This window comes from Janthinobacterium sp. GW821-FHT03C10 (assembly GCF_059420865.1).
Genome location: NZ_JBWKUN010000003.1, coordinates 242,645 through 263,910, shown reverse-complemented (window position 1 = coordinate 263,910; position 21,266 = coordinate 242,645). Strand labels below are relative to the sequence as shown.

The 21,266-nt window shown below is 62.7% G+C and carries 17 protein-coding genes; 8 read left to right on the top strand and 9 right to left on the bottom strand.

Annotation, left to right across the window (positions count from 1 at the left end; translation table 11 throughout):
* Window positions 1-52: 52 nt before the first annotated feature.
* The 6 genes from AC07VH_RS12345 to AC07VH_RS12320 form a co-directional block, all read right to left on the bottom strand.
* Window positions 53-394 (bottom strand): DUF2628 domain-containing protein, encoded by a 342-nt coding sequence (locus AC07VH_RS12345; protein WP_475416285.1) that lies wholly within the window; start codon window positions 392-394, stop codon window positions 53-55.
* Window positions 395-421: 27 nt separating this feature from the next.
* Window positions 422-793, bottom strand: coding sequence for a VOC family protein (locus AC07VH_RS12340; RefSeq protein WP_475416286.1), 372 nt, complete (start codon window positions 791-793; stop codon window positions 422-424).
* 115 nt (window positions 794-908) lie between these two features.
* Entirely contained in the window at window positions 909-2,186 is a 1,278-nt protein-coding gene (locus AC07VH_RS12335) for a YncE family protein (protein ID WP_475416287.1), read from the bottom strand.
* 61 nt (window positions 2,187-2,247) lie between these two features.
* On the bottom strand, window positions 2,248-3,141 hold the full coding sequence (locus AC07VH_RS12330; protein WP_494788035.1) for a creatininase family protein: 894 nt from the start codon (window positions 3,139-3,141) through the stop codon (window positions 2,248-2,250).
* Between the two features lie 153 nt (window positions 3,142-3,294).
* Complete coding sequence (locus tag AC07VH_RS12325) at window positions 3,295-3,762, bottom strand: SRPBCC family protein (RefSeq protein WP_494788034.1); 468 nt, start codon at window positions 3,760-3,762, stop codon at window positions 3,295-3,297.
* A gap of 418 nt (window positions 3,763-4,180) precedes the next feature.
* Window positions 4,181-5,098, bottom strand: coding sequence for a LysR family transcriptional regulator (locus tag AC07VH_RS12320; RefSeq protein WP_494788033.1), 918 nt, complete (start codon window positions 5,096-5,098; stop codon window positions 4,181-4,183).
* A 137-nt stretch (window positions 5,099-5,235) separates the two neighbouring features.
* Here AC07VH_RS12320 and AC07VH_RS12315 point away from each other — a divergent pair, with 137 nt between their 5' ends.
* The gene (locus AC07VH_RS12315) at window positions 5,236-6,459 is read left to right on the top strand and encodes an FAD-dependent monooxygenase (protein ID WP_494788032.1); all 1,224 of its coding nucleotides are present in this window, start codon (window positions 5,236-5,238) and stop codon (window positions 6,457-6,459) included.
* A 236-nt stretch (window positions 6,460-6,695) separates the two neighbouring features.
* Here the strand turns inward: AC07VH_RS12315 and AC07VH_RS12310 are convergent, their stop codons facing one another.
* The 3 genes from AC07VH_RS12310 to AC07VH_RS12300 all read right to left on the bottom strand — a co-directional run bounded on the left by AC07VH_RS12310 (window position 6,696) and on the right by AC07VH_RS12300 (window position 10,797).
* Entirely contained in the window at window positions 6,696-8,342 is a 1,647-nt protein-coding gene (locus AC07VH_RS12310) for a methyl-accepting chemotaxis protein (protein ID WP_475416483.1), read from the bottom strand.
* 93 nt (window positions 8,343-8,435) lie between these two features.
* Window positions 8,436-9,557 (bottom strand): patatin-like phospholipase family protein, encoded by a 1,122-nt coding sequence (locus AC07VH_RS12305; protein ID WP_475416484.1) that lies wholly within the window; start codon window positions 9,555-9,557, stop codon window positions 8,436-8,438.
* A 313-nt stretch (window positions 9,558-9,870) separates the two neighbouring features.
* Window positions 9,871-10,797 (bottom strand): LysR family transcriptional regulator, encoded by a 927-nt coding sequence (locus AC07VH_RS12300; RefSeq protein WP_489628048.1) that lies wholly within the window; start codon window positions 10,795-10,797, stop codon window positions 9,871-9,873.
* Between the two features lie 107 nt (window positions 10,798-10,904).
* Here AC07VH_RS12300 and AC07VH_RS12295 point away from each other — a divergent pair, with 107 nt between their 5' ends.
* From AC07VH_RS12295 to malF, 7 genes are all read left to right on the top strand, one after another.
* Complete coding sequence (locus AC07VH_RS12295; protein ID WP_494788031.1) at window positions 10,905-12,470, top strand: MFS transporter; 1,566 nt, start codon at window positions 10,905-10,907, stop codon at window positions 12,468-12,470.
* Window positions 12,471-12,679: 209 nt separating this feature from the next.
* The gene (locus AC07VH_RS12290; protein ID WP_489628050.1) at window positions 12,680-13,900 is read left to right on the top strand and encodes a maltoporin; all 1,221 of its coding nucleotides are present in this window, start codon (window positions 12,680-12,682) and stop codon (window positions 13,898-13,900) included.
* Between the two features lie 312 nt (window positions 13,901-14,212).
* On the top strand, window positions 14,213-15,223 hold the full coding sequence (locus AC07VH_RS12285) for a substrate-binding domain-containing protein (protein ID WP_034757092.1): 1,011 nt from the start codon (window positions 14,213-14,215) through the stop codon (window positions 15,221-15,223).
* Window positions 15,224-15,483: 260 nt separating this feature from the next.
* Complete coding sequence (locus AC07VH_RS12280) at window positions 15,484-17,121, top strand: alpha-amylase family glycosyl hydrolase (protein ID WP_494788030.1); 1,638 nt, start codon at window positions 15,484-15,486, stop codon at window positions 17,119-17,121.
* Window positions 17,122-17,205: 84 nt separating this feature from the next.
* Window positions 17,206-18,291 (top strand): ABC transporter ATP-binding protein, encoded by a 1,086-nt coding sequence (locus tag AC07VH_RS12275; RefSeq protein WP_494788029.1) that lies wholly within the window; start codon window positions 17,206-17,208, stop codon window positions 18,289-18,291.
* Window positions 18,292-18,401: 110 nt separating this feature from the next.
* On the top strand, window positions 18,402-19,622 hold the full coding sequence (gene malE, locus AC07VH_RS12270; RefSeq protein WP_494788028.1) for a maltose/maltodextrin ABC transporter substrate-binding protein MalE: 1,221 nt from the start codon (window positions 18,402-18,404) through the stop codon (window positions 19,620-19,622).
* A 129-nt stretch (window positions 19,623-19,751) separates the two neighbouring features.
* Entirely contained in the window at window positions 19,752-21,263 is a 1,512-nt protein-coding gene (gene malF, locus AC07VH_RS12265; protein ID WP_409026685.1) for a maltose ABC transporter permease MalF, read from the top strand.
* The last annotated feature ends 3 nt before the right edge of the window (window positions 21,264-21,266 follow it).

Genomic DNA, 21,266 nt, shown 5'->3' with positions numbered 1-21,266 from the left:
CTTGCTCTTGGCAAACGTCAGTAACGGAAAGGAAAATCTGTGCCAGGCAGGCTCAGCCAGCGGCGCCCGTGCCCGTGCCCGGCACGACAGGCTTGTAGCCATGGCTGCGCAGCGACGCTTCCAGCCAGCGGTTGCCGTACCAGCCGCGCGCCAGCAGGTAACTGAGTTCCGCGCCGGCCATCAGCAGCATCATCGGGCCGATGCGCAATTCGCTGGCCAGATGGCTGCCAAACCACAGGCACGCATCCATCGCCAGCATGAGCAGCAACAGCCACCAGCGGCGCTTGGCGACGGCCCAGAACGAGCCCAGGAACAGGGCCGGCCAGGAAAAACCCGCTTTGACGTAGGCATAGCGGCCGGCATCGTCGGCAAACAGGGTGGCGCTGTGCTTCATGCTGCTCTCTTCAGGTAATGACCGGCCTTAAGGCTCGGGGTGGTGGCAAACGGCTTCGACATTGTGGCCATCCGGTCCCAGCACGAAGGCGCCGTAGTAATTCGGGTGGTACAGGGCGCGGATGCCGGGGGCGCCGTTATCCTTGCCGCCCGCTTCCAGCGCGGCCTGGTAAAACGCATCGACCTGGGCGCGGTTGTCCGCCGCGAAGGCGAGATGCATGCCGGCATGCGGCGTGCCGCCCACGCCGAACCAGAAATCGGGCTTGCCATCCTTGCCCATGCCGATCCAGCCCTGCTCTTCCATCACCACCGATACGCCCAGGGGCGCCAGGGCGGCGGAAAAGAAGGCCTTGCTGGCCTGTGCATCGCTGACATTCAAACCGATGTGATCAAGAATCATGATGGCGCTCCCTGGAGGTCGTGAAATAGAAAATGCAGTATGCACCAACATTGCCTTTTAGGCAATCATCGCTGCATATCCGGCCCACTTGCTCCAGGGAGCGCCATGCGGATGTCTAGCGCAGGTTGCCTGTATGCCCCAGCGAATAACGGCCCGGCTGCGGCCAGACGGTCAGGCCGTGCGGTTCCTGGCCAACTTTCACTTTGGACACGTCGCCGCTGTTCGTATCGATGCGGTAGACCACATCGTCGAAGCGGCCGGACAGCCACAGATACTTGCCATCGGCGCTCACATTGCCCATGTCGGGGCTGCCGCCGCCGGGAATCGGCCAGTTCGACACGACTTTTTCCGTGGCGAAATCGATCACGCTGACGCTGCCCTTGCCCTTCGGCTTGCCGTGGATGCGGTGCGTGCCGCGGTTGGCCACGTACAATTTCTTGCCATCGCGGCTCGGATACAGGCCGTGTGCGCCCACGCCCGTCTGGATGAACCCGATTTCCTTCAGGGTGGCGCCATCGACGATGTGCACGCCGTCCGCGTCCATGTCGGCGATAAAGAATTTCTTGCCGTCCGGCGAGATGCGTATGTCTTGCGGCATGCCCTTCTTGACGCTGCAGATTTCATTCGCCGGGCCGCCCACGGGGCCGGACTCGGCAAAGCGCTTGGCCGGCATCTGCAGTTTCAGGTAACCGTCGACCTTGCGGCCCACCAGGTCGATCTTGGCGATGGTGCCGTCGAACTCGCAGGTGAACATGGCGTAGCGGCCGTCATTCGAGAAATCCGCATGGTTGATGCCGCCGCACTGGGGCGTGTCGATCGAATACTGCACGGCCATGGTCTTCGGATCGCGGAAATCGAGGCGGTGGCGCGCTTCGGCCACGACGATGGCCGACTTGCCGTCCGGCGTGTAATACATATTGTAGGGATCGTCGACGGGCACTTCCTTGCCCGGTTTGCCCGTCAAGGGGTCGACCGGCGTCAGGCTGCCCTTGTCCGTGCGCTCGGCATTGTTCGCCACCCACAGGGTGCGCAAGTCCCACGACGGCACCACGTGCTGCGGGCCGCTGCCGACCTTGAACTTGTCGACCACTTTCAGGCTGTCCTGATCGATCACGTAGACGTCGTTCGAGCGCAGGTTCGGCACATAGACGCGGCGCAAGTGATCCTTGACGACGGGGCTCATATTGCTGCTGCCGATGCTGCCGTACACGTTTTTCGGGTCCGCCAGCGGCGGCATGCCCGGCAGTGGAGAATAGACTGCCGCCGGCGCCGCGGCGACAGCGGCCGGGGCCGGTGTGCTGGCGCCGATGACCTGGCTGGCCACGCCCAGGCCGGCCAGTGCGGCAGCCAGGGCAGACAAGGTGACGATGGTGCGTCGTTGAGATGTTTTCATATGTTTTCGCGTCATTTCGTTGCAAAAGCCGGAAGTTCAGCACCTCCAGCGGAAGATAGATTTACTTATTTCGTTGCAGCAAATGCTTGATGGCAGCCACCGAGGTGTCCACCTGCAGCTTGATACCGATCTGACCCAGCTCCTTTGTTGCCCGCGTGGCGTCGCCGCGCACGCCGTCCGCCACGCCGGGCTTGGGTCCGTGGGCCATGGCCTCGCTGCGCACGAGCGACGGTTCCGTCGCCAGCATCAAGGCCGCATCCGCCAAGCCCGCATGGAGGCCGATCTCGGCGCCGCTGTGGCCGCGCTTCTGCAGTTCGGCAATATAGGCCGATTGCGTGATGTCATAGTAGTCGAGCAAGGCGTAGGCGCGCGCTTCCTTGCCCGCAGGTGTCTTGCCCCAGGCGCGGTTGAGTTTATTCGCCACGTTCTGCTCGTTCTTCTGGTAACCACCGTGATCGCCGAGGAAGATGATGTCGCGGAAACCGTGCTGGCGCAGGCTGGCGGCGGCCCCTTCCAGCACGGCTTCGAAGGCGGCGGGCGGTATCGAAATCGTGCCGGCAAAGCGCATGTGCCCGGCCGGCGGCGAAATCGCGCCTTCCGGCACGTAGGAAACGACGGGCGCGACGATGGTATTGCCCAGCTTTTGCGCAATCTGGCGCGCCAGCAAGCCGGCGCGCACATTGTGCTTGCCCAGCGCGATATACGGCCCGCTCTGCTCGACGCCGCCGATCGGCACCAGCACGGTCGTGGCGCCATGGTCGATACGGCTGCGCAGCTCCGTGCTGGTCAGCTCTTCCAGCATCACGCTGCTGCTGGCAGGCGCGGCCGCCATGACGGGCGCCGTGAGCAGCAGAGCCGAAAACGTCAGGACGAACAGGGAAACGAGGGGCTTGCGTGAAAGGCGGAGCGTGGATGGCGCGCAGGGCGCCGTTCGCTGGGGGAACTGCAGAGTCATAAGCCAACATCTTTCCGAGGTCAAAACGTGACGCCGTGCCCGGCCTTGCCAGGCAAGCTGGCTGCCACGCAAGAATTGTATTCCATCATGACGGGAACGGCACGTTAATTTGACGCGGTGCTTTGCCAGCAATTGACGAAGGGAAACTATCTATCAGGCTGTTGCCGCGTTAGCCCTGCCCGCCTCGCCATCATGGAGCGTTTCGTTGCGCTTCTCGGCATAGGCCTTGAGCGAGCGCATCGTTTTCGGAAGGCCTTCCCGAACTTGTCTGGCAACGCCTGGGCCGAACAGAAAGGCAAGCGCTCCAGTGAACCACACGCGGTGAACGACTTCCGATCCGCCATCTGCGGCAGTAACCGTGTGCTCGAAGTGGATGCGGAACAGCGGGATGTAGCCCTCGACGGTGAACGAGCGGCCTGCGGAGCGCTCCGTGACCAGCAGCGGAATCCCCATCCCCTTGCTGGGAACGATCCTGCCGTGTGTGCCAACTGCGAACGGCCCATCGAGCCGGGCTTGCTTTGTATCCGGATCCCACAGGTGCCATCGGTCGACCTCGCTCCAGATTTGGTCGATAACCGTGGGCGGGACTGCAATGTGGATGGTTTCTTCAATTTGCCTCAATTGCTGGATCTCCCTATCATTTTGACGAAAGTAACTGGGGCAGCTATCCGGCGCCGCGCAGTGCCCGGATATTGGTCGGCTGCATGGCATTCAATCATGCAGAATCTCCATGACAATTGCGACAATGGACGATTCTTCCAGCAGGAACACATCGCTGCTTTTCCATTGTATCGACAAAAACATACCTGCCGAGATTGCAGAATACACTGTTTTTTTGTCAAATAAATATAATTAAATTCTAGTTATAAGCTGGGCCATAATGGCGGCCTTCTTTGGAGTCTAGCTTGATTGAGGCATGCGCCAATAAGCAAGGGCGCGCTTGATAAGACAAGCAACGAGCCATGTATTTTTACACCGATTGAGTCCGCAGTTGCGGAGCAGACATTCGGCTATTCGGGCGCGTTCCTCAATGCGATTTTCATCCTGAGCCGCTCCCGACTCCTTCCAACCGCACCTGTATGAATTCCAGCAAAGCCCGAACCCGCGCAGTCACGGAATGCCGATGGCTGTACGCGCCAAGCAATTGCAGCGGCGCAGGGCACAGGTCCAGCGGCACTTCCCGCAATCGGCCCGCTGCAAGATCTTCCTGGCATGGGTAGGCCGCTACTATCGCGAAGCCGATGCCTTGTCGCGCGCCCGCCAATGCCAGTTCTCCGCTGTTAACACGATAGCGGCTACGCACAGCTACCTTCACGATTTCGCCTGTGGCGTCGAGAAACTGCCAGGGCTGGCCCTTTAACGCGCTCAAGGTGGTAATGCAAGGCAAGGACCTAAGTTCGCGCACTTGGCGCGGCATTCCAGTTTTGGCCAGCAGGGCGGGCGCCGCGACCACGATGCTGGGCAGCGTAGCGAGTTCGCGGGTGATGAAGTTACTGTCATCTTGGCGCCCACGATGAAAGACGATGGACAGGTCCATGTCTTCTCGGAGAGCTTCCAGACCGGTCAGGCGCGTATCGCATTCCAGTTCGACGCCGGGATGGAGGCTACAGAATTCGGCCAGGATAGGAGCTAGCAGCCTTGGAGCTTCGCCTGGCATGCACATCCTTAAGGGGCCACGCAGTTCACCCTGTACTGCGCCAAGCTCTACCTCGGTGGAGAGTAAGGCGTCGAGCAAGGGTTTTGCGCGTTCGTAGAGTAGCCTGCCAGCTTCCGTCATGCGCAGGTGGCGCGTGCTGCGTTCCAGCAAGCGGACGCCCAGCATGCGTTCCAGCGAGGCGACGTGGCGGCTGACGTTGGAAGATGGCAGGGTCAGCAGGCGTGCCGCGCCGGCAAAGCTTTGTTCATCGACGACCGCCACGTAGACACGGACTGTATTCAGGTCGAGGGCATTGCGCATTATTATCCCGATTAAGGTATGAAAGCCGCCCATTTTCACATACTAGTACTCCGCAGTGGCGGAATTTAAGATGCCGTCTCGTCCGATGGATCGCCGTCGGCGGCGCGTCGGGACGAATTGAATAGGAGAGCTTCAGCATGGAAATCGGAATACTTGGCGGCGGTATTGCAGGGTTGAGCGTGGCGCTTGCCTTGAGCAAGCAGGGGTACAGTCCCCGGGTATATGAGCGCCGGGCGGAGCCTGCGACTATGGGGGCTGGCGTTACGCTCTGGCCCAACGCCGGCTTTGTGCTGGAGGAACTAGGGCTGCTGCAAGACATAGCTGCAGTGGGAGGCCGGCCAGTGGCCATGCACCGTCAAGATGCCGCGGGCAATTCTTTGGGGGGCATCGATATTGCGCTGCTAGACCAGATTATGGGACATCCGACCCATACGATTTTGCGCCGGGACTTGCAGGCGGTACTGCTGGATCATGCGGCACAGGCCGGGATCCCGGTTGAATTCGGGCATCGGGCTGTGGCGATCGACCTCGATGCTAGCGGCAAAGCCGTGGCGCGGTTCGAAAACGGGGTAAGCATTCGTCCAGATCTGCTTATCGGCGCCGATGGCCGCATGGACTCGGTGGCACGCCGGTTCGTCGCGGGGGACAACACGCCAGTTTATCAGGGCTTCGTGAACTGGGTGGGTGTGGCGCAGGGGGAGAGTGCATTAGTGGGCGATATCGCGATTCGGGATTATTGGGGCTCGGGTGATCGCTTCGGTTGCGTGGCGGTCCGGCCGGATTTGGTCTACTGGGCGGCTGCGCAGGCACGGCCATTGCCGGGGGCGGCGCCCGCAGAGGATATGCGTAAGGAGATTGAGGATCTGTTCGCGGGATGGCCGGAGCCTGTCACCCGCATCATCCAGGCGACACCGGCGCATGCCGTCCGACTGATCGCCGTGCACGACCTGGAGCCGTTGCACACGTGGAGCCGAGCGAATGTGCTGCTCGTGGGGGATGCGGCGCACGCGCCGTTGCCGACATCTGGCCAGGGCGCCTGTCAGGCGCTGGAAGACGCCTGGCATCTGGCTCGGTGTCTGGTTGGGACGAACGGCTGCCTCGATGAAGCCTTGCTGCGCTTCGCGGAGCTGCGCGGGCCGAAGACCGCGAAGCTGGCCGAGCAGGGTCGCGTTTTCGCGCGCGGGCTGTTTGCTACTGATCCTGAAACCTGCCGCATTCGCAATGAGCGGGCCAAGGCGTCCGATCCCTTGCGTGACGTGCATGCCTTGGCAGCAGGATGGGCGCAGGATTTGCCGATGGCCGGCTGCACGGACGGCACGCCGGTGGACAGCGTTGGCTCCGGCAGTCTGTACCGCTTCTGAAAGACTGTGCCAATGTAGACACCGCATGGCGTCTCCGGCCGCGAGACGCCTCACTATTGAGCGAGCCCGGCATTTTCGGACACTTTCATTTGATAAGCTTGTGAATGGGAGTGAAGTCAAGGCTTCTGTCACCCGTTCGTATGTCTGCAATGGGGCGACTCGGAACATCCACGCTCCCGCACGAGACAGTGACATCACCAAAGAAAAACCCCGGCGTACCGGGGCGGTTACAACGATCAAGCGCGGGCGCTGCGGCCCGGCAGCGCCAGGCGCCGGCTGGCGGCACCTGAAGCCGGGGCCGGCAAGCCGCCCGCCACCTTCAATGATTTTTCCTTGGCATCGCCGCGCAGGCGGAATACGGCCACCACGTCGACCAGTTCCACGGCGCGGTCTTGCAGCGAGGATGCCGCTGCGGCGGCCTCTTCCACCAGGGCCGCGTTTTGCTGGGTGACCTGGTCCATTTGCGAAATGGCCTGGTTCACTTGCTCGATGCCGGCGCTTTGCTCGTGGCTGGCGTTGGCGATGTCGCCCATGATGTCCGTCACGCGACGGATGCTGGCGACGATTTCTTCCATCGTCGCGCCCGCCTGGTCGACCAGCGCGCTGCCCGTGTTGACCTTATCCACCGAATCCTCGATCAAGCCCTTGATTTCCTTCGCAGCCGCTGCCGAACGCTGCGCCAGGTTGCGCACTTCCGTTGCCACCACGGCGAAGCCGCGGCCCTGCTCGCCCGCGCGGGCCGCTTCCACGGCTGCATTCAGCGCCAAAATGTTGGTTTGGAAGGCAATGCCGTCGATCACGCCGATAATGTCGGCGATCTTCTTCGCCGATTCGTTGATCGAGCCCATCGTGCCAACCACTTGCGCCACCACGGCGCCGCCCTTGCGGGCCACGTCCGAGGCGGACACGGCCAGGGTATTCGCCTGGCGCGCATTGTCCGTATTCTGGCGCACGGCCGAGGTCAGCTCTTCCAGGCTGGAGGCCGTTTCTTCCAAGGAAGACGCTTGCTGCTCCGTGCGCACGGACAGGTCCGCGTTGCCGGCGGAAATCTGCGCGGCGGCCACGCTGACCGTATCAGCCGAGGCGCGCACGGTGGCGATCACGCCGACTATACGCTCCAGAAACTTGTTGAAGGCGGTGGCCGTGCGGCCTACTTCATCCATGCGCTCGACGGGCATGGCGGCGGACAGGTCCAGCGAGGCGCTGACCCTCTCCAGCGTATGTTCGATATTGCCCAGGCCGCCGCTGATGGTGCGGTAGATATGCCAGGCCAGCGCGCCCGTCAGCAGCACGGCCACGCCCAGCACGGCCAGCATGGTGTTGAACGCCGTGTCGTAGGCGGCCAGGCTTTCCGCTTTTACATCATCGACCAGCTTGTTGTTGTAGGCGATATGGTCATCCATGCTCTTTTTCGCCGCGGCGGCCGTGATGGCCAGCGGCGTGCCGGCCAGCAAGGTGGCGCGCACGCCATCCATGTCGCCCGCGTAGGCGGCGGCAAAGAATGGCACCAGCGCGCGGCGGTACGCTTCCATGGCGGCCTGGTCGGCGTCGAGCATCTTGCTGTCCGTCGCATCGTACAGGCGCTCGGCGCGGTAGGTGGCGATCACCTTGTCGAAATTCGTGTTGGCGTCGGCCACGGCCTTGTCCAGTGCCGTCTTGTCGGCCAGATTCGAGAACACGGACAGGCGGTAGCCGGCCAGGCGCGAATCGGCCAGGAAACCCTTGGCCGCATTCAAGCCCTGGATGCTGGGAATGATGCGGTTTTGCACGGTGTCGAAACGCTCCTGGGCGCGCTGCAGCTGGATGGCGCCGCCGGCGCCCAACAATAGCAGGGCCAGCAAGGCGATGGTGAGGGTCAGGATTAATTGCTTGGTGATATTCATGGTGTTTCACAGTAAAAAGGGTGGCCTGGCAAGGCCAGGCGGGATGAGTAGCTGCCGATCAGGTGGCCGGGACCGGTTGCAGGCGGCGCGGGCTTAGGCCGCCAGCGGGGCAGCATCAGGCGTGCGGCGCAGCAAGTCGCCATGCTGGCGGCAAAACGCCAGGCCCGCCTTGTGGCCCACGTCGAACAGCAGCTGCATGTTCGAGCTGGACCAGTCCAGGGTGTCGGGCCAGTGCTGTTCCGGAATGCCGCCCATCAAGTCGAGTTTCAACAGACGCCGCTTGGGCTGGCCCGTACTTCTGTCCGTGTTGTGCTCGAGTTCAAACAGGCGCAGTTCGCTCTTGGAAATCTTCACCAGCGGCGTGATGATGGAGCGTACCCAGGCGTCGTACAGGTTGCGCGGCTTGCGCAGCAAGCGCTCGTCGCCGAGGATGTCGAGAATGACCAGGGTATCGGCGTCATGGTGCTCGCCCTTGCCTTCGATAAAGGGGTCGAAATTGAGCGTGTCGAGCGCCGCGCCCTCGATGTAGTCGTCGCCGGCGATGGTCGTCGGTGCATACAGGAAAGGAAACGACAGCGCGGCGCGCACGTGGATGGCTTCAATCTCGTGCTTGCCCCAGATTTGCATGCGGTGCTCGCTGAGGTTGTAGGCATTGATGTAGAAATCGGGACGCATGCGCGCCACGCCCGAGAAATCGACGGCTTTTTCCAGGAAGGGCAAATGCGCGCACAGCCCCAGGCTTTTCGCCGACAGGTCCGATGGCGACAGCGATGACACCATCAGCTTGCCCCAGTCCGACCAGGCCGAGGGAATGCCCGCAAACGTTTGCTGGAAGGCCTGAAAAAAAGGATTGTTGGCCGGCGGCTGGAAGGCGTCGCGGAAGGTGCTCGCGTGCATGCCCGGCTTCTGGAACACCTTGTAGTTGATCGGGATCATCTTGTAGATGCTGTCGGCCACGCCCGTGTCGGCCCAGCTTTGCAAGGCCTGGCGCGGCGTGGCTTCATGCGGCGTCGTGTAAAGCAAACCCATCAGCACACCGGCGCCGGAGGCGGAAATGACGTCGAACTCGATGCCCTCGTCGAGGAAAGCGGCCAGGGCACCGGCGATCAGGGTGGAATTTGGTGCGCCGCCACCCAGCAGCAAACCCGTTTTGCGTGCCGGTTTCGCGGTCGCGGCTGGCGCCGGATTCGGCGGCGTCGTCATCACTGTCTTCATGCACACTCCCTGAACGGAACGGGGTTACCATCCCTTAATTGTTGGTTACTACACGCTTATGGCGCCTAATCCTGCACATGTCCCGGCAACGGCCGAAGCGATGCAATGTTGCAGAAACAGATATGAAATTAACATAAATAAATTCCTTATGGCAATTTCCATAACGAATAACCGGTATTCAGGAAGGGTATAAGCTGATGCTGTGCGGCATAGACTGATGCAGCGCAGCAAATATAAATCCAGCAGCACTAGGATTAATCTCTTTGGGGTAGGAATATTCCGCAACCAGCCGCCAGCGCGGCAGCCAGCGGTATCAAGGGAAGGACGCAGGGTCGGGAGGGGACGAGGAAAAATGCAGGTGGGTACACAAATGGTCAACAAAGACGCGAATCTTGGGCGACAGGTGGCGGCTTGACGGCCACAGCACCCAGAACTTGCTCGAGTACAGCAAGCAGTCGGCCAGCACGGCTTGCAGTTCGCCGCGCGCGATGGCGTCGCGCACGATAAAGTCCGGTAAATAAGCGAGGCCCACGCCCTGCGTGGCGGCACCGATCAGCGCTTCGATATTGTTGCAGGTCAAGGCGGTCGGCAAGCGCAGCTCGCCGCCGCTGTCGCCCTCGGCGCGCTGCAGCGCCCATTCCTGCAACTTGCCCGTGGTGGGAAACTTGTAGCGCACGCAGGCGTGCTCTTCCAGCGCGCGCGGCGTGGCCGGCACGCCGTGGCGGGCAAAATACGCTGGAGAACCGACGATGGCAAAGGCAAACGGCCCCAGTTCGCGCGCCATCAGCCGCGAATCCGTGAGCGTTCCGCTGCGCACGGCCACGTCGACGCCCTCGGCCACCACGTCGACCAGGCGGTCGTTGAAATCGAGGTCGAGCTCGATCTCCGGGTACTGGCGCGTAAAATCCGCCAGCAGGGGCAGGATGATGCGGTAGCCAATCACGGGCAAGCTGACGCGCAGCTTGCCGCGCGGCGCCTCGGCCAGGTGCGACAGTTCCGCCTCGGCATCGCCCAGGTCGGCCAGGATGCGCTGGCAGCGCTCGTAAAACAGCGCGCCCTCGTTGCTCAGGCTGATGCGCCGCGTGCTGCGGTTGAGCAGGCGCACGCCCAGCTTTTCTTCCAGCCGCGCCACGCTCTTGCCCACGGCCGAGGCCGACACGCCGAGCAGCCGCCCGGCCGCCACATAACTGCGCGTTTCCGCCGCGCGCACGAAGGCGGCAATGCCATTCAGATTATCCATGTCTTCACGATTAAGGAATATTTGTCCGCTATGAGTGGATTTTCAGCCACTTTTTCATGGATTGCATCCATATTATCATCAGATTCCCTCTTTCTGGAATCATTCCCATGGATACGAATCTTCCCGCGCATGCCCCGGACCAAGCGACTCTACGGCGTATGCTGGTCCTGGCCGCCGTCTGCCTGGCCGCGCTGTGCATGCCGCTCAGTTTCACGGGGCCGGCCATCGCCATTCCCGCCATCGCCGCCGACCTGCACGGCTCGCCGCTGGCGCTGGCCTGGATCACGAATGCCTTCATGCTCAGCTTTGGCGGCTGTCTGATGGTGGCCGGCGCGCTGGCCGACCGTTATGGCCGCAAGCGCGTGTTCTTGCTGGGCATGGCTGTGTTTTCCGCCGCCGCGCTGGCCTTGGCGGCCGCGCACGCCATCCTGTGGCTCGACGTGCTGCGCGCCGTCCAGGGCCTGGGCTGCGCCATGGCCCTGTCGAGTGGACTGGCGGCCCTGGCGCAGGAATTCGACGGCACGGCCCGCGCGCGCGCCTTCAGCCTGATCGGCACGGCCTTCGGCGTGGGCCTGGCCTTCGGCCCCTTCCTGGCCGGCACCTTGATCACGCATACGGGCTGGCGCGCCATCTTTGTCTCCACGGCCGTGGCCGGCCTGGCCGCCCTGCTGGCCGCCGCGCGCGCCATGCGCGAATCGCGCGATCCGCAGGCGCAAGGCGTCGACTGGCCCGGCGCCGTGACGTTTACGGGTGCGCTGTCCCTGTTTACCTATGGCTTGCTGCAGGCGCCGCACAACGGCTGGGGCAGCGCCGCCAGCCTGGGGCTGTTCGGCGGCGCGGCCTTGCTGCTGGCCGCGTTCATCCGCGTGGAGCGGCGCGCCGCGCGGCCCATGCTGGACTTGACCCTGTTCCGCCTGCCCGCCTTTGCAGGCGTTCAATTGCTGGCGGCCGCGCCCGCGTTTTCCTTCGTCGTGCTGCTGGTGCTGCTGCCGGCCCGCTTCATCGGCATCGAAGGCTACAGCGCGCTGGAAGCGGGACGCATGATGATCGCCCTGTCCGCGCCCATGCTGGTGCTGCCGGTCCTGGCCGGCATGGCGGCGCAGCGCCTTGCCGCCGCGCACATTTGCGCCAGCGGCCTGCTGCTGGCGGCGGGCGGCTTGCTGTGGCTCTCCACCTGCGCGCCAGGGCAAGCGCCCGCTACCGTGATCGGGCCGCTGCTGCTGATCGGCTGCGGCATCAGCCTGCCGTGGGGCTTGATGGATGGCCTGGCCATCAGCGTCGTGCCCGTCGAACGGGCCGGCATGGCGGCCGGCATCTTCAATACGACGCGAGTGGCGGGCGAAGGCCTGGCGCTGGCCATCGTCAGCGCGCTGCTGGGCACGCTCACTGTCGCGGCGCTGGGCGGCGCCGGCATTGCCGGCATCGGCGCGGAGCAGGCGGCGCGCGCGGGCCCCTTCCTGGCCCTCGGCGAGCTGCGCCATGCAGCGACCCTGCTGCCACAAACCGGCGCCGCCGAACTGGCGCAAGCGTATGGTACGGCCTTCCGCCACTTGCTGTATGTGCTGGCCAGCATTACGACGGCGTCGGCCCTGCTGATCCTGGCATTTTTGCGCCATCCGGCCCCTGCGGCAACGGACACGACCGCCCTGCCCGCCTGCGACGCTCCCTCCTGATTCCCTCTTGCCGTACCCGGCGGCGCCCATGTGCCGCCGCCCTCCCTGATGTTTCTCCGCAACACCTCAAAAGTTTCAAGGATTAAAACTAGTTTACTGATCAAAGCGCTTTGAACTATACTCAAAGCGCTTTGAAACATAACTAAAGCGCTTTGGCTGCGCAAATTGATGCGCGCCGATCCCACACCTATAAAAACACTGGAGACGCAATGAACCAACATTTCTTGAAAACTTTGCCTGCCGCCGTGGCGTTGGCCTTGAGCGCTTCGGCCGCCCAGGCCGCCCTGCCGATCGATTTCGGCGGCTACATCCGTTCGGGCTTCGGCACCAGCAGCGAAGGCGGCAAGGAAGCGTGTTTCGGCCTGGCCGGCGCCTCGTCCAAGTATCGCTTGGGCAATGAGTGCGAAACCTACGGCGAGCTGAAATTCGGCGGCGAAGCCTTCAAGGCAGCCAACGGCACCACGTTCCGCATCAATACCCTGGTGGCGTTCTCCGTCAACCAGAACCAGGACTGGGAACAATCGGACCCGTCGTGGCGCGAAATGAACGTCGTCGCCGACAAGATCGGCACGGGCGCCTTCGCCGAAGCGCGCGCCTGGGTCGGCAAGCGCTATTACGACCGCCAGGACGTGCACATCACCGATTACTACTTCTGGAATAACAGCGGCCCTGGCGCCGGCCTGGAAAACATCGACCTGGGCGCCGCCAAGCTGGCCTACGCCATCGTGCGCACGGCCGACGACAAGGACAGCAATCGCATGGGCCTGTCCCACGACTTGCGCTTCTCCGGCATCAAGGTCAACCCGGACGGCGAACTGACCTTGGGCCTGCAGTTCAACCAGAAACGCAATGCGCAAGGCGCGGCGCCCGTCGCCAGCGGCCACTTGCTGACCGTCATGCATACGCAAGGCAACCTGCTGGGCGGCTTCAACAAGGTGGCACTGCAGTACGGCAAAGGCAGCGCCGCCAACACGGGCGGCTTCAGCCTGGGCGCCGGCAAGGATGACAAGGTCGTGCGCCTGACGGAACAGATCATGATCCAGCCCAAAGGCGCCTGGTCGGGCATGGGCACCTTCGTCTACGAAGACAAGGAAACGGCGGGCGTGAGCAGCAAGTGGACGTCGATCGGCGCGCGTCCCGTCTACCACTTCACGGACAACTACAGCCTGGCCGTGGAACTGGGCCACGACATCGTCAAGCCGGAAGGCGGCGAGAGCCGCAACCTGACCAAGCTGACGTTCGCGCCGCAACTGTCGGCCGGCAACAGCTTCTGGTCGCGCCCCGTGCTGCGCGCCTTCTACACCTACGCCAAATGGAACAAGGCAGCCCAGTCGGCCGCCGCGGCCGAATCGGCGCTGTCGTCGACGGGCGTGTTTGGTGGCAAGACCAACGGCAGCTCCGTCGGTTTCCAAGTGGAAAGCTGGTGGTAATCGCCGGCATCTAGAACGTTGGCAGGCGTCCCCGGACGCTTGCCGGTGGCAGCAACACCGCCCGCTATCAAAGGGGTACGCATTACCCGGACCCACCATTTCGCCGCTGCACGCGATGGCCGGCAGCTTCAATGTAGTGATTCAGCAGTATCCTCTTTTAGCGCGGGCGCCCCTGGGTTTGCCCGCGTATTTTTTTGGGCACTGCCGCCGCTGGCCATACCCCTGATCATTCCGGCATTTATCAGATAAACTACCCGTCATCGCACCGCATCGCTCCCGACTCACCCTGGATAGACCCCGACTGCAGCATTCATGAACCTCAAAAATCTCGCCAAAACGCTAGGAATATCCGAAACCACCGTCAGCCGCGCCTTGAATGGCTATCCGGAAGTGAGCGAACGCACGCGCGAGCGGGTGCTGGCTGCCGCGCAGGCGGCCGGCTACCGCCCGAATCCCATGGCGCGCAGCCTGGCCGTGGGACGCACGAACATCGTCGGCATCATCTACCCGCTGATGCCGAACGACCTGGCCGACCCCATGTTCATCGACATCGTCGGCGGCATGTCCGAAGCGCTGGAAGCGCAGCAGATGGACATGATGATCGCGCCCGCCTCGGCCACCAATGAATTCCACACCTATGAACGCATGGTCAAGGGCCGCCGCATCGATGGCTTGATCGTCGGGCGCACGAAACCGTTCGACGAGCGCATCGCCTATCTGGCGCAGCAGGGCATGCCGTTCGTCGCGCATGGCCGCACGCAGCTGAACCAGCCGCACGCGTGGTTCGACTACGACAACGAGGCGGGCATGCGCCTGGCCGTCGAACGCCTGGCGCAGCTGGGCCACCAGCGCATCGGCCTGATCAGCGCCACGCCGGACCTGAACTTCGTGCGCCAGCGCGTCGAGAGTTTCCAGCACGCCATGCAGGCGGGCGGCCTCGCCGTCGATCCCGACAACCTAGTCGACAACGCGCACGACCGCCGCGCCGGCTACCAGGCCATGCAACGCCTGCTGGCCCGCTCGCCCCGCCCCACCGCCGTCATCGTCGACAACCACATGTCGGGCGTGGGCGCCGTGCGCGCCCTGCTCGACGCGGGCATCGCCATCGGCAGCGAAATGTCGCTGATCGTCTGGGGCGTGATGGAAGATTCCCTGGCCGGCCATAACGTCACCACCGTCGTCCAGCCCGACCCGCGCGGCGCCGGCGCGAAGATGATCCACATGCTGCTGGCCCTGATGGACGGCACGCCCGTCACCGACCTGCAGGAACTGTGGCCGTGCGAACTGTTGCCGGGCGAGTCGGCGGGACCTGTAATTAGGTAACTAAATATTGCATTGACCCGCAGCAGAAATCTGGGGTCAGACCCGGCGGGTCTGACCCCGGCTCTCCCGCCTTGTTGTCCTGAATCACCCTCATAAAAAAATCGTATGTCTGGCGCGTGTATCGCTTTACTTTTCAAAGCGCTTTGAACTATACTCATTTCATACCCAAAGCGCTTTGAATTTTAAAATAAGACGTTCGCCTACCAACCAGCAGCGTGCCCTGATAGCCACGGCTACAGACAACTTTTAAGAAATCATTCATGCCGACCATCCAGAACAATCTCGCCCACCTGCCCGCCGACTGGTGGCGCAGCGCCGTCATCTACCAGGTCTATCCACGCAGCTTCCTCGACAGCAATGGCGACGGCATCGGCGATTTGCCCGGCATTACCTCCAAGCTCGATTACATCGCCGCCCTGGGCGCCGACATCGTGTGGATTTCGCCCTTCTTCACGTCGCCGATGAAAGACTTCGGCTACGACGTGGCCGACTTCTGCGACGTCGACCCCATGTTCGGCACCCTGGCCGATTTCGACCGCCTGGTGGCGCGCGCCCATGAGCTGGGCTTGAAAGTGATGATCGACCAGGTGCTGTCGCACTCGTCCGACCTCCACCCGTGGTTCGTGGAAAGCCGCTCCAGCCGCGACAATCCCAAGGCCGACTGGTATGTGTGGGCCGACCAGAAACCGGACGGCACGCCGCCGAACAACTGGCTGTCCGTGTTCGGCGGTTCCGCCTGGCAATGGGAACCGCGCCGCGGCCAGTACTACCTGCACGATTTTCTCGTCAGCCAGCCCGACCTGAACTTCCACAACCCGGCCGTGCAGCAGGCGCAGCTGGACAACCTGCGTTTCTGGCTCGAGCGCGGCGTCGACGGTTTCCGCTTCGATTCCTGCAATTTCCCCTACCACGACCAGTTGCTGCGCGACAATCCGCCCGCCGCGCAGCGCGATGCGAGCAGCGTGTCGGCCATCAATCCGTACGGCATGCAGGCGCATATGTACGACAAGACGCAACCGGAAAACATCGCCTACCTGCAGCGCGTGCGCGCCGTACTCGATGAATACCAGGCCATTTCCATCGGCGAAGTGGGTGACGACAATGCGCTGGCCACGATGGCCGCCTACACGGGCGCCGACAAGCTGCACATGGCTTACAGTTTCAACCTGCTGACGGCCGAGTTTTCCGCCGCGCATATCCGCAAGCAGGTGGAAGAATTCGAGGCGCAAGTGGCCGACGGCTGGGCATCCTGGTCCGTGGGCAACCACGACAGCGTGCGCGTGATGACGCGCTGGGGCGGCCAGAACCCGTCGCCGTCGCTGGCCAAGGTGGTGCTGGCCGTGCAGGCGGCCTTGAAAGGCACGCCGTGCCTGTACCAGGGCGACGAGCTGGCCCTGACGGAAGCGGACATTCCTTTCGAGGCGCTGCAAGACCCGTACGGCATCCCGTTCTGGCCCCAGTTCAAGGGCCGCGACGGCTGCCGCACGCCGATGCCATGGGTGGCCGATGCGCCGCATGGCGGCTTCAGTAATGCCAAACCTTGGCTGCCCGTGCCGCCGGAACACCTGGCGCGCGCGGTGGATGTCGAAGAAAACGATTCTGCTTCACCATTGCAGTTTGCGCAAAATATCCTCGCCTGGCGCCGCACCTTGCCGCAATTGCTGCGCGGCGACATCGTCTTCTTCGATGCGCCGGAACCCGTGCTGGCCCTGCGCCGCGACTTGCCGGGACAGCCGTCCGTGCTGGCCGCCTTCAACCTGGGCACGCAAGCCGTCACCTTCGCCTGGCCTGACGCGGCGCCAGCAGCCGGCCTGACCGGTCACGGCTTGCCAGGCAGTAAAGATGGCCAGCAGATCAGCCTGCCCCCGCATGGCGGCTGGTTCGGCACCCTGGCGTAAATCGCAGGCATTGGCGGCCATGCCGCCAATTACAATAACGAGCCCCGCGCATCAGCAGGGACGGATAGACACAGTGAGGACGACATGGCAGGACTGAAATTAGCAGGGCTGAAGAAGGCATATGGCGACGTGCAAACCCTGCATGGCATCGACCTGGAGATCGCCGATGGCGAATTCATGGTCTTCGTGGGCCCGTCGGGTTGCGGCAAATCCACCTTGCTGCGCAGCATCTGCGGCCTGGAAGAAATCAGCGGCGGCGACTTATTCATCGGCAAGACGCGCATGAACGACGTGCCGCCCGCCAAGCGCGGCATCGCCATGGTATTCCAGAGCTACGCCCTGTACCCGCACATGAGCGTGGCACAGAACATGGCCTTCGGCTTGAAACTGGCCGGCATGAGCAAGGTCCAGATTGCCGACGCCGTGCAGCGCGCCGCGCAGATCCTGCGCATCGAACCTTTGCTGGAACGCAAACCGAAAGACTTGTCGGGCGGCCAGCGCCAGCGCGTGGCCATCGGCCGCGCCATCGTGCGCAAGCCCGACGTCTTCCTGTTCGACGAGCCGCTGTCGAACCTGGATGCCTCCTTGCGCGTGCAGATGCGCATCGAACTGGCGAATCTGCACCGTGAATTGCGCTCGACCATGATCTACGTCACGCATGACCAGGTCGAAGCGATGACCCTGGCCGACCGCATCGTCGTGCTCAACGCGGGACGCATCGAGCAGGTGGGCGCGCCGCTGGAGTTGTACCACCATCCCGCCAACCTGTTCGTGGCCGGCTTCCTCGGTTCGCCCCGCATGAACTTCCTTAAAGGCAAGATCCACAGCTATGTCGACGGCGTGGCCACCGTCGCCACGAATGCGGGCGGCATGCTGCAGGCGGCGTTGACGCAGCCGCTGGCCAGCGGTATGCCCGTCACCGTCGGCGCGCGCCCCGAGCACGTGCAGGCGTGCGCGCCCGGCGCCGCTGCCGCCATCACGGCCACCGTGCAGGCGGTGGAAAAGCTGGGCGATATCAGCTATCTGTATGTGCACGTGCCCGGCGGCGACGAGCCGCTGGTGGTGCGCGCCGATGCGGATACGGACTGGGCGATTGGCCAGTCCGTATCTCTGCAGGTGGCGCCCGCCCGTGTCCACGTGTTCGACGAACACGGCCAGACCCGCACCTGATCTATCCGCTTTAGGGGCCAGGCGCTACAGGCGCCGCCTGGCCTGGTTGCATCGTTTCAGCCTTGATACTCAACATAAACTTAGCATAAAAAAAGATACTGGAGATTGACATGTCCTTCACGCACCCGAAACGCAGCTTCATCAAAACCACCCTGATCGCCGCCGCCCTGGCCGGCATCGGCAACCTGGCCGCCGTCAGCATGGCAAACGCGGCCGAAGCAGGCACCCTGTTGATCTGGATCAATGGCGACAAAGGCTACAAGGGCCTGGCCAAGGTCGGTGAGGAATTCACCAAGAAGACGGGCATCAAGGTCGTCGTCGAGCATCCGGAAGATGCGCCGAACAAATTCCAGCAAGCGGCCGCCGCCGGCAAGGGCCCGGACATCTGGATCTGGCCGCATGACCGCATCGGCACCTGGATCGACGCGGGCTTGCTGCAACCAGTGACGCCAAGTAAGGAAGCGCGCGCCGCCATCCTGCCGCTGGCCTGGAACGCCTTCACCGTGGGCGGCAAGACCTGGGGCTACCCGATCTCGATCGAAGCCGTCGCCCTCGTCTACAACAAGGATCTGGTGCCGACCCCGCCAAAGACCTTCGAGGAAATCGCCGCGCTGGACAAGAAACTCTCCGCGCAAGGCAAGAAAGCCATCCTGTGGGATTACACGAATACCTATTTCACGTGGCCTTTGCTGGGCGCGGGCGGCGGCTTCCCGTTTGAAGTCAAGTCCGACGGCCGCTACGATGCAGCCAAGACGGGCGTGAACAATGCCGGTTCGCAAGCCGGCGTGAACGCGTTGATGACCCTGATCAACAGCGGCGCGATGCCGAAGGGCGCCGGCTACGCGGAAATGGAAGCGGGTTTCAACCAGGGCAAGATCGCCATGATGATCAACGGTCCATGGTCGTGGGACAATGCGCGCAAATCGAAGATCAATTACGGCGTGGCAACGATTCCTACCGTGGCAGGCAAGACGGCCACCCCATTCGTGGGCGTGCTGGGCGCGATGATTTCCAAGGCCAGCCCGAACAAGGACCTGGCGACGGAATTCCTGGAAAACCAGATGCTGCAGATCAACGGCCTGAAAACCATCAATGCCGACGTCCCGCTGGGCACGCCGGCGAACAAGGTGCTGTTCGCGGAATTGAAAGCCAATCCGAACATCCAGGCGACGATGGAAAGCGCGCAAGCGGGCCGCCCGATGCCGAACAACCCGGAAATGGGCCGCTTCTGGTCGTCGATGCAATCGGCGCTGGAAAACATCACCCAAGGCCGTCAGAGCACCAAGGATGGCCTGGATGCGGCGGCGAAGCGGATTACGACCGCCAATTAAGCCATATTTTGATTGAGCGTAGGTCGGATTAGCGTGTAGCGCGTAATCCGACATGTGCCGCCAACAATGTTGTCGGATTACGGCCCTTTGGGCCAAATCCGACCTACGTATCACTACAGGTATCCCATCGTGCGCAAGTTTATCGGCCCTACGGTATTGACCATCAGCATGGCGCTGGGTCTGTATCTGCTCTTCATGTTGTACATTTCCGGCCAGACCATGCTGGCCGCCGTTTTCCTCGGCTTGCTGACCTTGACGACGTTTGTCTTCACGTCGCCGCGCGCCTATGCCTACCGTTATCTGTTTCCCGGCATCACGGCGGTGATCGTCTTCGTGCTGTTGCCGATGGTGTACACGGTGTCGATCGGCTTTACCAATTTCAGCTCGCGCAACCTGCTCACCTACGACAGGGCCACGCAATACCTGCTCGACGAGACGCAGCGCGTGGAAAGCGCCGGCTATGCCATGACCGTGCATGCCGACAACAAGGAATACCGCTTGCGCCTGGAAAGCCCGGACACGGGCGAAGTGCTGCTGACGCCGCCGCTAGCCCTGAAGCGCGCCGTCCCGCTGAAGGTGGACGTGGCGCCGGCTGACCCCGTGCAGGCGCCCGTGCTGGCCCCTGCCCTGCCCATCAAGGACATCATCGCCCTGCAAAAGGACTTGAAGCTGCTCACCCTGGTCCTGCCGAACAAGATCGAGCTGCGCATGGTGGGCTTGCGCGAATTCGGTCCCGTCGCGCATGTCTACAAGCAATTGCCGGACAAGACCCTCAAAAAAGTCGCCACGGGCGAACTCGTGACGCCGAACTTCAAGACGGGCTTTTATGAAATGCCGGACGGCACGAAACTGGAACCGGGTTTCAAGGTCAATGTGGGCTTTGCCAACTTCGTGAAAATCTTTTCCGATGAAGCGTTCCGCGGCCCCTTCCTGCGCATTTTCGTCTGGACCATCGTTTTCGCCCTGATCAGCGTGGCCACCACGACGGGCCTGGGCATGGTGCTGGCCGTGCTCTTGAACTGGGATGCACTGCGCTTCCGCGGCCTGTACCGCACCCTGCTGTTCCTGCCGTACGCCGTGCCCGGTTTCATTTCCATCCTGGTCTTCAAGGGGCTGTTCAATAACAACTTCGGCGAAATCAACCTGGTGCTCGACGCCCTGTTCGGCATCAAGCCCGCCTGGTTCTCGGACACCACCTTGGCCAAGGCGATGATCCTGATCGTCAACACCTGGCTCGGCTATCCCTACATGATGGTCGTGTGCATGGGCTTGATCAAGGCGATCCCGTCGGACCTGTACGAAGCGTCGGCCCTGGCCGGCGCGGGACCGCTGACGAATTTCTTCAAGATCACCTTGCCGCTGATCATCAAACCGCTGACGCCGCTGATGGTGGCCAGCCTGGGCTTCAATTTCAATAATTTTGTCTTGATCAGCTTGCTGACGGGCGGGCGTCCCGATTTCCTCGACACGACGTTACCGGCCGGCACGACGGACTTGCTCGTGTCCTACACCTACCGCATCGCGTTCGAGGATTCCGGCCAGAACTTTGGCCTGGCCGCTGCCATCTCGACCCTGATCTTCTTCCTCGTGGCCGCGATTTCGCTGGTCAACATGCGCCTGACGCGCATGAACAAAGCATAAAGG

Bases quoted from the DNA above. Each gene is read 5' to 3' on its own strand.
- AC07VH_RS12345 (WP_475416285.1), bottom strand. From the start codon at position 394: ATGAAGCACAGCGCCACCCTGTTTGCCGACGATGCCGGCCGCTATGCC.
- AC07VH_RS12340 (WP_475416286.1), bottom strand. From the start codon at position 793: ATGATTCTTGATCACATCGGTTTGAATGTCAGCGATGCACAGGCCAGC.
- AC07VH_RS12335 (WP_475416287.1), bottom strand. From the start codon at position 2,186: ATGAAAACATCTCAACGACGCACCATCGTCACCTTGTCTGCCCTGGCT.
- AC07VH_RS12330 (WP_494788035.1), bottom strand. From the start codon at position 3,141: ATGACTCTGCAGTTCCCCCAGCGAACGGCGCCCTGCGCGCCATCCACG.
- AC07VH_RS12320 (WP_494788033.1), bottom strand. From the start codon at position 5,098: ATGCGCAATGCCCTCGACCTGAATACAGTCCGTGTCTACGTGGCGGTC.
- AC07VH_RS12315 (WP_494788032.1), top strand. From the start codon at position 5,236: ATGGAAATCGGAATACTTGGCGGCGGTATTGCAGGGTTGAGCGTGGCG.
- AC07VH_RS12310 (WP_475416483.1), bottom strand. From the start codon at position 8,342: ATGAATATCACCAAGCAATTAATCCTGACCCTCACCATCGCCTTGCTG.
- AC07VH_RS12305 (WP_475416484.1), bottom strand. From the start codon at position 9,557: ATGAAGACAGTGATGACGACGCCGCCGAATCCGGCGCCAGCCGCGACC.
- AC07VH_RS12300 (WP_489628048.1), bottom strand. From the start codon at position 10,797: ATGGATAATCTGAATGGCATTGCCGCCTTCGTGCGCGCGGCGGAAACG.
- AC07VH_RS12295 (WP_494788031.1), top strand. From the start codon at position 10,905: ATGGATACGAATCTTCCCGCGCATGCCCCGGACCAAGCGACTCTACGG.
- AC07VH_RS12290 (WP_489628050.1), top strand. From the start codon at position 12,680: ATGAACCAACATTTCTTGAAAACTTTGCCTGCCGCCGTGGCGTTGGCC.
- AC07VH_RS12285 (WP_034757092.1), top strand. From the start codon at position 14,213: ATGAACCTCAAAAATCTCGCCAAAACGCTAGGAATATCCGAAACCACC.
- AC07VH_RS12280 (WP_494788030.1), top strand. From the start codon at position 15,484: ATGCCGACCATCCAGAACAATCTCGCCCACCTGCCCGCCGACTGGTGG.
- AC07VH_RS12275 (WP_494788029.1), top strand. From the start codon at position 17,206: ATGGCAGGACTGAAATTAGCAGGGCTGAAGAAGGCATATGGCGACGTG.
- malE (WP_494788028.1), top strand. From the start codon at position 18,402: ATGTCCTTCACGCACCCGAAACGCAGCTTCATCAAAACCACCCTGATC.